This window comes from Pseudonocardia bannensis, from assembly GCF_012911875.1.
GTDB classification, from domain to species: Bacteria; Actinomycetota; Actinomycetes; order Mycobacteriales; family Pseudonocardiaceae; genus Pseudonocardia; species Pseudonocardia bannensis.
Genome location: NZ_JAAXKZ010000028.1, coordinates 1 through 13,114 on the forward strand (window position 1 = coordinate 1; position 13,114 = coordinate 13,114).

Genomic DNA, 13,114 nt, shown 5'->3' on the forward strand with positions numbered 1-13,114 from the left:
GATAGTGTTGTCGGTGGTCATGGCGGTGGGGAAACGCCCGGTCCCATCCCGAACCCGGAAGCTAAGCCCGCCCGCGCCGATGGTACTGCACTCGCCAGGGTGTGGGAGAGTAGGTCACCGCCGACATTCAACGGTGAAAAGAAATGGGTGTGGCCCTCCGCGGTATCCCGCGGAGGGCCACACCCATTTGTCATAGGTGAATGCTTCAGCCGGGCCGGCTGCATCGTCTTATTTCTGGCTGCGGGTCGGGGCGCCGATGGGTGCGCTGCTGCTGTCCGTGCGGCGGCGAACGCTCGGCATGACCCACTCCAGGCTCCATTGTGTCGTGTTTCCACGACGTCCGCGGCCACCCCGTTCGTCGGCGCACCGAGCCATGGGGTTCGAGAGCGGGGCCTCTGCAGCCGAAACGGTCGTCGTGAGCCCCGTCCCGCGATCCCGGCTCAGTCGGTGACGTCGGGCCGGCGCAGTGGCGAGAGTGGTCGACGCCGCCGCCGTCGCCCGTTCCGATGAGGACGCGCTGATAACCGGCGAGGTCGTCGTGCCGAGCGGGACGAGGCCCGGGTTCTGACGGACGTGACTGTCGCCGCTGGTGATCGAGCATGGACATCGGAGCGCGCGCGGTGGTGCTGCACCTGGCGGAGTGCTCGCGCGAGCTGTTCGCTCGCTGCACCTGTTCGTGCCGGATGGGCGCCCGGTCCTCGTCCGTGACGAGTCTTGTGCCGAGTGCCGGGCGCGTGCCACGGCACTCGGCTGGAGCGCACCGATGCGGTGAGACCGGTCAACCCCGGTCGTCGGCACCCACGGCGTCGCTGACGCTCGTGAAGCCGTCGGCACGGAGCAGAGCCGCGAGCTCACGGTTGATCCGGGCCGGCCACCGTGCGCCGCCGTAGATGAACCCGGTGTAGGCCTGCACAAGCGACGCCCCGGCGCGGATCCGCTGGTAGGCGTCCTCGCCCGTCTCGATCCCGCCCACCGAGACGATCGTCATCGACGGGCCCATGCGGGCGCGTAACCGGCGGACGACCGCGAGCGCCGACGACGCCAGCGGCCGTCCCGAGACGCCTCCGGCCCCGATCTCGGCGAGAGTTGCCGCTGGTGTCGAGAGCCCCTCGCGCGAGGTCGTGGTGTTGGTGGCGACCACCCCGTCCAGGCCCAACCTGACCGCCATGTCGGCGACGGCGTCGATGTCCTCGTCGGCCAGATCGGTCGTGATCTTCACCAGCAGCGGGACCCGGCGCTCGGGCACCGCATGCACCAGCGCGTCCCGGACCGAGGCCAGCAGCGGCTCGAGCACCTCGACCTGCTGCAGGTCCCGCAGCCCCGGGGTGTTCGGCGAGCTCACGTTCACCACGAGGTAGTTGGCCAGCGGGCCCAGGATCGTCGTGCTCCGCACGTAGTCGTCGATCGCCTCGTCCGGGGTCGCGACCTTGCTCTTGCCGATGTTGATGCCGATGACGGACCTCTCGCCGTCCGCGGCGCGCAGCCGGCGCAGCCGTCGGCCGACCACCTCGGCACCGGAGTTGTTGAACCCCATCCGGTTCACCAGGGCCCGGTCCTCGGGCAGCCGGAACAGCCGGGGCCGAGGATTGCCCGGCTGCGGCCGGGCCGTGACGGTCCCGATCTCCACGAAGTCGAATCCGAGCCGCCCCAGCGCACGCGCGCCCTCGGCGTCCTTGTCGAACCCGGCGGCGAGGCCGAGCGGGCCGGGGAACTCGATGCCCATCACCCGGGTACGCAGCACCGGGTCGCGCGGACCGGTCACCGCGGCCCACAGCCGTGCGAGGGCGGCGGGCCCGGCCGCGAGCCGGATCAGCCCGAACCCGAGTCGGTGTGCGAGCTCGGCAGGTATGCGCCGGAACACCAGGCGAAAGAGCAGGTCGTACATGGGCCCTATCTTCGTCGGCGGCCCGGCACGGGACTGCGGTCAGGGTCCGTCGAACGCCCTGAGCTGATCGAGCAGGCGGCGATCCCGCTTGGTCGGGCGCCCGGCACCGCGGTCGCGGCGGGCCACCGGGCTTGCGGCCTCCGCAGGTGCGACGGGGGTGTTGTCGATGTAGCAGCGCACCGCCTCGGGCGCCCCGACCCGCTTCTCGATCACCCGGGTGACCTCGACGATCCGGGTGTTGTCGTGCACGCGGGCCCGGACCGTGTCGCCGACGTGTACCGGTGTCGCGGGCTTGGCGGGCTTGTCGTTGACCCGGACATGGCCACCGCGGCACGCGGCCGCGGCGTCCGCGCGGGACTTCGTCAACCGGACCGACCACAACCAGCGGTCCAGGCGGGTGGACTCCATCAACCGATGATGACGGACGGCACCGACAGCGTGCAGGTCAGTAGTGGACGACTCCCGGGGTGCCGCCGCCCGCGGCGATCGCGTCGCCGTTGATCGCGACGCTGCGCGGCGACGCCAGGAACGTCACCACGTCGGCCACCTCCTCGGCGGTGATCAGCCGGCCGACGGTGGTGGTCGCGTCCAGTTGCGCCCGCGCCTCGCCCTCGGTGACACCCCGGGCCCGGGCCCGGTCGGCGATCACGCCGGGGGTCCGTTCGGTCACGGTGAGCCCGGGGTGCACCACGGTGACGTTGACGCCGTGCGGGCCGAGCTCCTCCGCGAGCGCCGCGGTCATCGCCGCGACCGCGACGTTGCGCACCGACCCGACCAGCGACACCGACTTGCGGGCGTTGAGCCCGCTGATGTTGATGATGCGGCCCCAGCCCTGCTCGAGCATGTACGGCGCCACGGCACGGGCGCAGCGCAGGTAACCCAGGAGCTTGGTCTCCAGCTCGACCCGCAGATCGTCGTCGGTGAGCCCGGCGAGATCGGGCACGGGTCCGGAGCCGGCGGGGCGCGCTGCGGCGTTGACCAGGATGTCGAGGCCGCCCAGCTGCTCGGCCGCCGTCCGCACCATGGCTCGCACGGCGTCGTCGTCGGCGGTGTCGGCGACCAGGGCGACCGCCCGGCGACCGTGCCGCGACACCTGCGCAGCGGCCTTCTGCAGCGTCTCGGCGGTGCGGGCGACGAGCGCGACGTCGACTCCCTCGGCGGCCAGCGCGTCGGCGACCGCGAACCCGATGCCGCGGCTCCCACCGGTGACCACCGCTCGCCTGCCGGACAACCGTAGATCCATGCCGCTCACTCTGCTCCCTGCCTGCCGGGCCCGCATCGAGGGTCGTGCGCGCGCCGGACGACCGGGATGCCCGCCGCGCCCCGTAAGGTGCTGCAGTGGCCGCAGCGTTCGACTCAGTGGTGCTCGTGTTCAACCCGCAGAGCACCGGCGACGCCGAGCGGCTCGCCTGCGAGTTGCGCGACGAGCTCGCGGCACGCGCGCCCGGTCAGCCGGTCGACCTGCGGCCCACCCGGTACGCCGGGCACGCCCGGGAGATCGCGCGTGAGGCCGCCGCGACGGGCCGGCCGCTGATCGTCTCGGTGAGCGGCGACGGTGGTTACAACGAGGTCGTCGACGGCGTCATGCAGACCCCCGGCAACGGGGCGGTGTGCGCGGTGCTCGCGGCGGGCAACGCCAACGACCACCGCCGGGTCACCAGGGAGCGCCCCCTCGTGGAATCCATCGTGGCCGGTGACGTGCGTCGGATGGACCTGCTGCGGCTCACCGTCGGCGAGGGTCCGGACGCCTCCGTGCGCTACGCCCACTCCTACATCGGTCTGGGCCTCACCCCGGTCGTGGCCGTCGAGCTGGAGAAGGGATACAAGGGGTCGTTCCGCGAGATCGTCACGACCGTCCGGACGTTCTCCCGCTTCCGCCCCTTCGAGATCGAGCTCGCCCACGGCGACCGGCGCAGCATCGACAGCCTGGTGTTCGCCAACATCCCGGAGATGGCCAAGTACGCGACGCTCAGCGAGGACGGGCGTCCCGACGACGGTCGGTTCGAGGTCATCATGTTGCGGCACACGGCGAAGTGGCGGGTGCTGGGCACCGCGCTGCGGGCCGCCCTGCGTGGCCTCGGTCCGCAGCCGAGCGTGCGCGAGTACCGGTTCCGCACGGTGAGCCCACTGCCGTTGCAGATCGACGGCGAGCTCGTGGACCTGGACGCGGGCACCCCGGTGACCGTCGACATCGCGGCCGGTGCCCTGACGACGATCGTCTGAGTGGCTCACTCCTGCGTGAGGCGGCGCAGGCCCTCGATGGCCAGCACGTAGCCCTGGACCCCGAAGCCGACGACGATCCCCGCGGCCACCGGGGACAGGTAGGAGTGGTGCCGGAACTCCTCGCGGCGGTGGACGTTCGAGATGTGCACCTCGATGACCGGAACACTCGCCCCTTCGATCGCGTCGTGCAGTGCGACGGAGGTGTGCGTGTACGCGCCGGCGTTGACCACCGCCCCGATCGAGCGGCCGGCCGCGACCTCCGCCCCCACCTCGTGGATCCAGTCGACCAGCCTGCCCTCGTGGTTGGACTGCCGGAACTCGACCGTCAGCCCGTGTTCGCCGGCGGCCCGCCGGCAGAGCTCCTCGACGTCGGCGAGCGTCGTCGTGCCGTAGACCTCGGGTTTGCGCGTGCCCAGCAGGTTGAGGTTCGGGCCGTTCAGGACGAACACGGTGGTCATGCAGCCTCACTTCGTCGACGGGAGCGCCGCCAGTGTTCCGGAGCGCTCCGGCGTTGCTCTACGCGACGCGCTGCGCGAGGGTGACGGGCATGATGGCGGTGGTGCCCCCGGTCCCGATGTCCCTCCGGCCGACCGCGCGCCCCGCGTGAGCACCGCGCTCGCCGCGGGTCTGCGGGCGTCGGCCGCCGCGGCGCCGGACGCCCCCGCGGTGTCCGACGGCGAGGAGCGGGTGACCCGGGCGGAGCTCGAGGACCGCACGAACCGGCTGGCCCGGGCGTTCGCCGCGCGGGGGGTTCGACGCGGCTCGCTGGTGTCCATCGCATTGCCCAACGGGGTCCGGCACATCGAGGCGTCCGTGGCGGCCTGGAAGCTGGGCGCGGTCCCGCAACCCGTGTCGCACCGGCTCCCACCCGGGGAGCTCGATGCATTGGTCGCGGTCGCCGATCCCGCGCTGGTCGTGGGGCTGGAGCCGCGCGACCGGCGCCCGTGGTTGCCCGGCGACCACGACACCTCGGGCGAGTCGGCGGCGCCGCTCCCCGATGTGGTGGGCCCGTCGTGGAAGGCGCCGACATCAGGAGGCAGCACCGGCCGGCCGAAGATCATCGTCTCCGGGTACGAGGCGAGCCTCGAGGCCGTGGTGCCGCGCGCGGACTCGCTGCGCATCGACCGCGATGGGGTGATGCTCTGTACTGCGCCGCTGTACCACAACGCGCCGTACATGTTCTCCCTGCTTGCGCTGCTGCAGGGCCATCACGTCGTGCTGATGCGCCGGTTCGACGCCGAACGCGCCCTGCACCTCATCGCGGAGCACGGTGTCACCTGGCTCTACGTCGTGCCGACGATGATGGGCCGGATGCTGCGGCTGCCCGAGAACGTGCGGCGCGCGGCCGACCTGACGTCGCTGCGCACCGTGCTGCACGTCGGTGCCCCGTGCCCCCCGCACGTCAAGCGGGGCTGGCTGGACTGGTGCGGGCCGGAGCGGGTGCTCGAGCTCTATTCCGGCACCGAGGCGCAGGCCAACTCGATGATCACCGGTGCGGAGTGGCTGGCCCGGCCCGGTTCGGTCGGGCAGGTGAAGGCCGGGCGGATGAAGGTGTGCGACGCCGAGGGCCGCGAGCTGCCGCCGGGGGAGATCGGCGAGATCTGGATGCGGCCCGTCGACGACCGGCGCACCTACCACTACATCGGCGCCGAGCCGCGCGAGCGCGACGGCTGGGAGTCCCTTGGGGACATGGGGCACTTCGACGCCGATGGCTACCTGTATCTGGCCGACCGGCGGACCGACATGATCCTGGTCGGCGGGGCGAACGTGTACCCGGCGGAGGTGGAGGCCGCGCTGTACGAGCATCCCGCGGTGCTCACCTGCGCCGTGATCGGCTTGCCCGACGAGGACTACGGCAACGTGGTGCACGCGATCGTGCAGACCGGGGTCCCGGTCGCCGCGGCCGGGTTGCTGGCCCACCTCGGCGGGCGGCTCGCGCCGTACAAGATCCCGCGGACGATCGAGTTCACCGACGAGGCCGTGCGCGACGACGCGGGCAAGGTGCGGCGCAGCGCGCTGCGGGCGGCTCGGCTCCCGACACCGGGTCGGGCGGCGGCAGGGGACTGATCCGTTCGCATTCCGCCGTCGCGTTGCGCGCGGCCGAGCCCGGCTCGGTGCTGGTGGCCACCGACGGGCACCGGCGAGCGGTCTCCGGTGAGCTGTTCGCGGCGGAGGCGCGCCGCCGCGGGCTGGCCGGCATCGTGATCGACGGCTACTGCCGGGACATGCGCGGGCTACGCACCATCGGACTTCCGGTCCACGCCCGCGGGACGACCCCGATGTCGGGCAGCACCCTCGATCCCGGCACCCTCGGGAAGCCGGTGGTCATCGGCGGGGTCGAGGTGGCGGCCGGCGATCGTCGACGAGCATCTGCGCGCCCTCGCCACCGGAGCACCCAGCGTCCTCGGCTTCACCGTCTGAGGCCGGCGCCGGCCGCACCTGAGATCCGCAGGAGGATCCCCCACGTGGACAACCGGTGGACCGGTCACGGGCGGTGGCGCCGAACCTCCTCGACGACGGCAGTGACCCGCCGATCGGCGCGCAGCTCCTCGAGGGTGAGCGGGAGCGGCAGCCGCCAGTTCGGGTACTCGTCGACGGTCCCGGGCAGGTTCGGTTGGCGGGTCTCGCCGATGACGTCGTACGGGGACACCAGCGCGAGCCGGCACCGGCTGCGGGCCAACAGCGCGTGCATGCCGACGACGATCTGCTCCTCGGGCGCGTCGGCCGATGTCAGCAGTCTCTCCGCGACCAGCAACGCCACCAGCTCGTCGCGCTCCGCGGCCGCTCTGTCCTTCTCCGCCGGCACGTCGTCGAGCAGGTCGAGCTCCGCGCGGGCGCGCACGTGCTCGCCGCGCAGGAACCCCGACGCGGTCGGCAGGTCGTGCGTCGACACTGTCGCGACCGCCTCGGCCGGCCACTGCTGCGGCGGCAGCAGCGGCTCGCCGGGGGCGTCGCGGTCCCGGGCGAACCACAGCACGGTCGAGCCGAGCATGTTCCGCTCGGCGAGCGCCTCGGTCACCTCCGGCTCGACGGTGCCGAGGTCCTCGCCGATCACCAACGCACCTGCGCGCCAGGCCTCCAGGGTGAGCACGGCGAGCATCGCGTCGTCGTCGTAGTACACATAGGTCCCACGGTCGGCCGACTCGCCCGGCGGCACCCACCAGAGCCGGAAGAGCCCGGCCACGTGGTCGATCCGCAGCCCGTCCGCGTGCGAGAGCAACGCGCGCAGCAGGTCGCGGTAGGCGGCGTAGCCGGTCGCGGCAAGCACGTCAGGGCGCCACGGCGGCAACCCCCAGGCCTGGCCGCGCTGGTTGAACGCGTCCGGTGGCGCACCGACCGTCACGTCCAGGGCGAGCACGTCCTGCAGCGCCCAGGCGTCGGCACCCTCCGGGTCGCAGCCCACGGCCAGATCGTGGATCACGCCCAGCGGCATCCCGGCGGCGCGGGCCGCCTCGCGGACCTGGGCGAGCTGCCGGTCGACCTGCTGCTGCACCCAGGCGTGGAAGGCCACCCGCGGTGCCAGCTCCCGTCGCGCCGCGGCCACGGCGTCGCTCGCCGGGTGCCGCAACTGCTCAGGCCACAGGCTCCAGCGCCCGCCGTAGCGCTCGGCGAGGGCACTGAACGTCGCGAAGTCCCGCAGGTCGTCGCCCATCTCGGGCTCGGGGCGGCCCTCGGCACGCCACAGCAGTTCCAGCGCCGAACGCTTGGCCGCCCAGACCCGGTCGTGCGCGATCCGGTCGCCGACCGTCTCCGGACGCAGCGCGTCGACCTCGGCGCGGGTCGCGGCGTCGGCCCGCGCGTAGGCATCGAGATCGGTGACCCGGAGCGCCAGGGGCGTCGCGAACCGCCGGCTCGACGGTGTGTAGGGAGAGGGCTGCACCGGTGGAACCGGTGCGATCGCGTGCAGCGGGTTGAGCAGCACCGCATCGGCGCCGTGCTCGCGCCCGGTCCAGTCGACGAACTCGCGCAGGTCGCCGAGATCGCCGATGCCCCACGAGCCCCGCGAGTGCAGCGCGTAGAGCTGCAGCATCCAGCCCCAGGCGCGCGGCGGATCGGGCAGCTCCGGCGGCGCCACGATCACCGTGCTCTGCGCGTCGCCGAGCTCCAGCCGGTAGTAGCCCGGCTCCAGCCCCGCGGGGAGCTCGCCGTCGACGTCGCGGCGCGCGCCCGACTCATCGACGAGTACCCCGGCGCCGGGCAGCCGGTACGACCGGTCGCTGCGCAGCGCGATCGTGCCGGGAAGCGTGCCGGCGGCCGCCCGTTCCCGGGCGGCCGCGAGCGCCGCGCGCCGCGCGTCCGGGGTGCTCGCATCCACGTCGAGCAGCCCCAGCACCCGGATGACCACCTCGGGGTCCACCGTCACCGGCCGTCGGTCGCCGTCGCGGTAGGTGGTGGCCACGCCGTGTGCGGCGGCGAGTTCGGTCAGGTCGTCGTCGATGGTGCCGTTCACGCCGCTACGTTCCCCGTCCGTGTGCGCACGACACGGGGTGCCGGCGTTGCTCTTCAGACCACCAGGATGGTGTCGGAGCCGTCCACGTCGGCGACGTCCGGGTCGTTGAACCAGTTGCCGTTCTCGCCGAGGTAGCGCAACCGCAGCCGGGTACCGCGCGACACCGTGACCGAGGTGGATCGGGTGCCGTTGGTGCGGCGTCGCAGTTCGTGCCGGCCGGGCCTCCAGTCGTTGAAGTCGCCGCCGACGCTGCATCGGCCGGTGGCGAGGCCGAGGGGCAGCGCGAAGGTCACCTCGACGTTCCCGGCAGCGGGGGGACAGCCGGATCACGGCGGTCTCCTTGTCGCTCGGAGGCGTGCCGCGGCAGCCTGCCCGGTGCCGCCCGCATTCGTCTCGGCGACGCGCCGTCCTGCTCCGTGACCGCCGTGTTACCGCTCGTCGATCCCGGCGCGTCGCGTCGGCGTGTCGCGGCAGGGCCGGGAAGCCGGTCCGGCGGGCCCGCAACGGGCCCGGCGCCGGGCCGTACACATGCCGCGAGCAGCGTCGATGCGATGATCACCGGTGCGCCGGAAGTCGATCACCAAGCCCGGCTCGGGTACTGGCGGGTGCTAACGTCTGCCGGGCGGGCCTCGCGGCCCGGCGTGCTTCCGCCGCACGAGAACCGGGCATCCGCGCCGTCCTCCCGGCCCCCGATCCGGTTCGGCGGATCCCGCACGCTGAGTGCCGGATCGTTGGCGAGGAGACACCCGTGACGAGCGTGTTGGGCCTGATCGGGCTGGGCCTCGGAGTCATCGTCGTCGCCGGGTTGGTGGTCCTGCTGCGCAAGCCCCGCCCCGCCGAGAGCGCTGCCGAGACCGCCGAGGACCCGGGGCGCCCGCGGACCGTCGCCGAGCTCGTTCAGCTCCGGGCCGCCGCGCAGGCCGAGCAGGCCCGGTCCGCCGCCGACCCGGCCGACGCGGAGCCGGTGACCGACGCCATCCCGATGGAACCCGTCGCCGAGCGGGAGCCGGTCCCGGCCGAGCCCGTCACGGAACCCGTGCCCACCGCCGCGTCTGCCGAGCCCGCCACCGCCGAGCCCGCCACCGCCGAGCCCGAGGCCGTCGAGCCCGAGGCCGTCGAGCCCGAGGCCGTCGAGCCCGAGGCCGCCCAGGTCGCCGCCATCGCCGAGCTCCCCGAGGTCTCCTTGCCGGCCCAGCCCCGCCGGGTCGAGCCGGCTGCGCCGCCGGCCCCCCTGCTGAGCCGTGACACGGTCAGCGCGCCGTGGGGCCGGGTGCCCGACGGCAGCCTGACGCTGCCGGCGGCGGCTCCACCGGTGCTGCTGTCCGCGCCGTCCGATCCGCCCGCGGTGCCGGCGGCGCGACGGCGCTCCTCCGGATTCGGTGACCGTCCGGCCGTGCGGAGCACACCGGTCGTCGCTGCGGCCGAGGCCGCGAACCCTGAGGCGGAGGCATCTGACCCCCGTGCGGCGGGGGCACCCGACGGGCCGACCACGGAATCTGCCGCCGAGACGCCGGACGTGATCGAGCAGGAGATCGCCGAGCCTGCCCCCGACGTGCGGGAGTCGCTGGGCGCGGCCGAGGGGCCCACCCCGCCTCCGACGGCCATCGCCCCGGTTGCCGAGGCCCCGGCGGCAGAGGTAGCGCCCGCTCCCGGGGCACCGGGCGAGGTGCCGGTTCCCGCTGCATCCGCGCCGGCGGAGCCCGCGACGGACGCCTCGGGGCCGGCCGCGTCCGGGGCGGCGGAGCCGGTGACCGGCGACTGGCCGGGGTGGACCGACTGGGCCGAGTTCGATGTGGACGAGGACGACGGCCGCGCCGACGCGGCACCCACGCCCCCGGACCCGACGCCCGCCTTCGGGCTCGCCGTCATCCCGCAGGTCGTCCCGGCGGAGGCGGTGGCGGAGCCGTCAGGCGCTGCGCCGGACGGCGAGCAGGACGACCGGCCCCCGGTCGTCCCGCTGTCCACACGGGAATCCCGGGCCGCCGCGCGCGCAGCGGCGCGTGCGGCCGAGGAGGCCGCCGCCGACGTCTCCCTGCTGCGCACCCTCGGCTTCGCGGACCCCAACCCCCGTCCGGGCGCGGCCGCGGTCGTCTCGCTCGCGGCACCGGTTCCCGTCGAGCCGGAGATCGACGAGGTCTCCGCGGACGCCCGACCGGTCCGTTTCCGGGTGGCGCGGCGCGACGGTGTGCCGGTCCCGGACGCCGCGATGACCCTCCTGGACGGGCGGGGCCGTGAGGCCGGCCGCAGCGTGGCCGACGTCGACGGCCGCGGCGTCGTGGCGGCGCCCCGGCCCGGTGGCTACGTACTGGTGTCCTCGGCCGACGGCCACCAGCCGGGCGCGGTCGCCCTGACCGTCGACGGTCGGCCGCTCGACGTGGAGGTGCTCCTGGTCGGTTCGGCCTCCGTTGCCGGGACGGTGCGCGCGGGCCGCCGGCCGGTCGACGGAGCGACCGTGACGCTGCTGCAGGACGGCGAGGTCGTCGGCACCGTGGATACCGGCGCCGCCGGGCGGTACCGAATCGGTGACCTCGCGGCCGGCGACTACACGCTGGCCGTCACGTCCCCAGGGCACGACCCGGTCGCGGCGGTCGTCCGGGTCCCCGAGCAGGCCGACGTCGAGCACGACGTGGAACTCGAGCGGCCTGCGACGGCGGCCGGTTCCGCGCCGTCCGACCGCGGCGACGGCGGGGCCGACCGCCCGCACTGACCGGCGCGCCGTCCCGTCGGACCGGATAGGTTCCCGTCGACGTGCGGGGCCGACGAACGGGGCGAGGGATGGCGGTGCAGGCGCAACGGGTCGAAGGCCGGCTGGGCGGTGTCGGCGGGATCGAGCTGTTCTGGCAGGGCTGGCTGCCCGGCGCCGACGGGCCCGGGGGTGCGGTGCCGACCGGTGTGCTGCTGATCTGCCACGGCCTCGGGGAGCACTCCGGCCGCTACGGCAACGTCGTGGACGTGCTGGTCCCGGACGGCTGGGCCGTCTACGCCCTCGACCACCGCGGCCACGGCCGCTCCGGCGGGCGGCGTGCCCACCTGGGCCGCTATGCCGACTTCCTCGCCGACTTCGACACCTTCCGCCGCCACGTCGTCGCCCGGCACCCGGGCCTGCCGGTGTTCCTGCTCGGTCACAGCATGGGCGGGCAGATCGCGCTGGCCTACGCGCTCGACCACCAGGACGATCTGCGCGGCCTCGCGCTCTCCGCACCCGCGCTGGCGAGCAACGCGGTCCCGAAGGCCGCCGTGCCGGTGTTGAAGCTGCTCACGCGGGTCGCGCCGACGCTGCGGCCGGCCGGGATCGACGCCACCAAGATCAGCAAGGACCCGGCCGTCGTCGCCGCGTACCAGGCCGACCCGCTGGTGTACCGCGGCAACCCGACGCTCGGACTGTCCTCGGCGCTGTTCGCACAGATGGAGGTGCTGCCGGAACGAGCCCGCGGGCTGCGCCTGCCGCTGCTGCTGCAGCACGGGACCGCCGACGTGCTCACCGAGCCCGCCGGCAGCCGCCGGCTGGAGTCGGCCAGCGGCTCACCGGACCAGACCGTGCACTGGTACGAGGGCCTGTGGCACGAGATCTACAACGAGCCGGAGCGCGACGGCCCCCTCGCCGACCTCCGCAGCTGGCTGGCAGCCCACCGCTGAACCCGTTCCCGGCGAGCGAGAGGGGTCTCCGTTGCGTCCGACGCCCCGAGAGCCACCTCTGCGCCCGGGAGGCGGAGGCTCAGCGCGGGACGGGTGTCGCCGGGTCCATGTCGAACGCGACGTGGTCGACGATCGTCGTGACCACCGGGCGGCGCGGCAACCCGATCGAGCGCAGCTCGTCGGCCATGGGGTGGCCACTGCCCAGCACGACCCGAGCGGCGCCGAACCCGAGCCGCACCCCGCGGGCCCGCATCCGGACCCCGCTGACCAGCACCTGGTCGCCCTGCGGTGCCAGCGCGGTGAGCGTGCCGGGGACGGTGCCGGGCAGCCGCCCCGGCAGGGTGCTCAGCGATGCGCTCAGCACGTGCCGGTCGTCCTCGGCGAGGTGGCAGTCGGCGTGCCCGCCGGAGATGTCGAGCTCGGTGCGGCTCAGCCACTTCGGCAGCCCCCACAGCGCCCGGCCGGCCTCCATCGTGAAGGTCTGGGTCACCGGGAGCTGGTGGATGTACGGCCCGGTGCGGCCACGGTGCCGTGCGAGCAGCGCCACCCCGACCTCGTCGTAGTCACCGAGGTCGTTGACCTTGTAGTCGACGAACACGAGGAACAGCGGGGTCCGGCCCGCCACCGAGACGAGCTCCAGACCGGTGCCGTCGACGAGGCGGCGGGCCCGGTCGGCGCGGACCAGGTAGGTCGCGCAGGCCACCGAGGCCTCGCTGATCCGGACCGGGAAGCTGATGCGCCGGCCCTGGATCTCCCAGCTGCCGTCGTCGAGCAAGGTCGCCACAGCACCCGAGTCTCGCGCAACCGTCCACGTCCGGGAACGGGCGGGCAGGGCCGTCGGCGGCCTGGACGGACCACGGGGTGCTGCGCCGACGGCGACCTGGCACGCTTGCGGCCGGGGGTGGATCAGGAATGAGACG

Annotated in this window: 11 protein-coding genes, 1 rRNA gene and 1 pseudogene; 6 read left to right on the forward strand and 7 right to left on the reverse strand. The window is 74.1% G+C overall.

Annotated elements, in window-relative coordinates; genetic code table 11:
- Window positions 1-9: 9 nt before the first annotated feature.
- Window positions 10-126 (forward strand): 5S ribosomal RNA (gene rrf / locus HF519_RS10180).
- Between the two features lie 652 nt (window positions 127-778).
- On the opposite strand, the gene HF519_RS10185 is transcribed toward rrf, so the two are convergent.
- The 3 genes from HF519_RS10185 to HF519_RS10195 are packed head-to-tail and all read right to left on the reverse strand — an operon-like array spanning window position 779 to window position 3,128.
- Window positions 779-1,885, reverse strand: coding sequence for a quinone-dependent dihydroorotate dehydrogenase (locus tag HF519_RS10185; RefSeq protein WP_169412506.1), 1,107 nt, complete (start codon window positions 1,883-1,885; stop codon window positions 779-781).
- 39 nt (window positions 1,886-1,924) lie between these two features.
- A complete protein-coding gene (locus HF519_RS10190) occupies window positions 1,925-2,293 on the reverse strand; it encodes an RNA-binding S4 domain-containing protein (RefSeq protein ID WP_169412508.1) in 369 nt (122 codons plus the stop codon).
- A gap of 37 nt (window positions 2,294-2,330) precedes the next feature.
- On the reverse strand, window positions 2,331-3,128 hold the full coding sequence (locus HF519_RS10195) for an SDR family NAD(P)-dependent oxidoreductase (protein ID WP_169412510.1): 798 nt from the start codon (window positions 3,126-3,128) through the stop codon (window positions 2,331-2,333).
- A 95-nt stretch (window positions 3,129-3,223) separates the two neighbouring features.
- Between HF519_RS10195 and HF519_RS10200 the strand changes: the two genes are divergently transcribed.
- Entirely contained in the window at window positions 3,224-4,108 is an 885-nt protein-coding gene (locus HF519_RS10200; RefSeq protein WP_169412511.1) for a diacylglycerol/lipid kinase family protein, read from the forward strand.
- A 5-nt stretch (window positions 4,109-4,113) separates the two neighbouring features.
- Here the strand turns inward: HF519_RS10200 and aroQ are convergent, their stop codons facing one another.
- Window positions 4,114-4,566, reverse strand: a complete 453-nt coding sequence (aroQ, locus tag HF519_RS10205) for a type II 3-dehydroquinate dehydratase (protein WP_169412512.1) — start codon at window positions 4,564-4,566, stop codon at window positions 4,114-4,116.
- Between aroQ and HF519_RS10210 the strand changes: the two genes are divergently transcribed.
- Window positions 4,565-6,175, forward strand: coding sequence for an AMP-binding protein (locus HF519_RS10210; protein ID WP_169412575.1), 1,611 nt, complete (start codon window positions 4,565-4,567; stop codon window positions 6,173-6,175). The two genes, aroQ and HF519_RS10210, sit on opposite strands and share 2 nt — an antisense overlap.
- 23 nt (window positions 6,176-6,198) lie before the next feature.
- Window positions 6,199-6,453 (forward strand): annotated as a pseudogene (locus HF519_RS10215) (RraA family protein); the annotation flags it as partial.
- A gap of 140 nt (window positions 6,454-6,593) precedes the next feature.
- Here HF519_RS10215 and malQ read toward each other — a convergent pair.
- Entirely contained in the window at window positions 6,594-8,558 is a 1,965-nt protein-coding gene (malQ, locus tag HF519_RS10220; protein WP_312860027.1) for a 4-alpha-glucanotransferase, read from the reverse strand.
- A gap of 53 nt (window positions 8,559-8,611) precedes the next feature.
- Window positions 8,612-8,851, reverse strand: a complete 240-nt coding sequence (locus tag HF519_RS10225; RefSeq protein WP_169412513.1) for an early set domain-containing protein — start codon at window positions 8,849-8,851, stop codon at window positions 8,612-8,614.
- 455 nt (window positions 8,852-9,306) lie between these two features.
- Between HF519_RS10225 and HF519_RS32800 the strand changes: the two genes are divergently transcribed.
- Both HF519_RS32800 and HF519_RS10235 read left to right on the forward strand, forming a co-directional pair.
- Entirely contained in the window at window positions 9,307-11,265 is a 1,959-nt protein-coding gene (locus HF519_RS32800) for a carboxypeptidase regulatory-like domain-containing protein (protein WP_169412514.1), read from the forward strand.
- A gap of 68 nt (window positions 11,266-11,333) precedes the next feature.
- Window positions 11,334-12,194, forward strand: coding sequence for an alpha/beta hydrolase (locus HF519_RS10235; RefSeq protein ID WP_169412515.1), 861 nt, complete (start codon window positions 11,334-11,336; stop codon window positions 12,192-12,194).
- Between the two features lie 79 nt (window positions 12,195-12,273).
- On the opposite strand, the gene HF519_RS10240 is transcribed toward HF519_RS10235, so the two are convergent.
- The gene (locus HF519_RS10240; RefSeq protein ID WP_169412516.1) at window positions 12,274-12,978 is read right to left on the reverse strand and encodes an acetoacetate decarboxylase family protein; all 705 of its coding nucleotides are present in this window, start codon (window positions 12,976-12,978) and stop codon (window positions 12,274-12,276) included.
- Window positions 12,979-13,114: the final 136 nt, after the last annotated feature.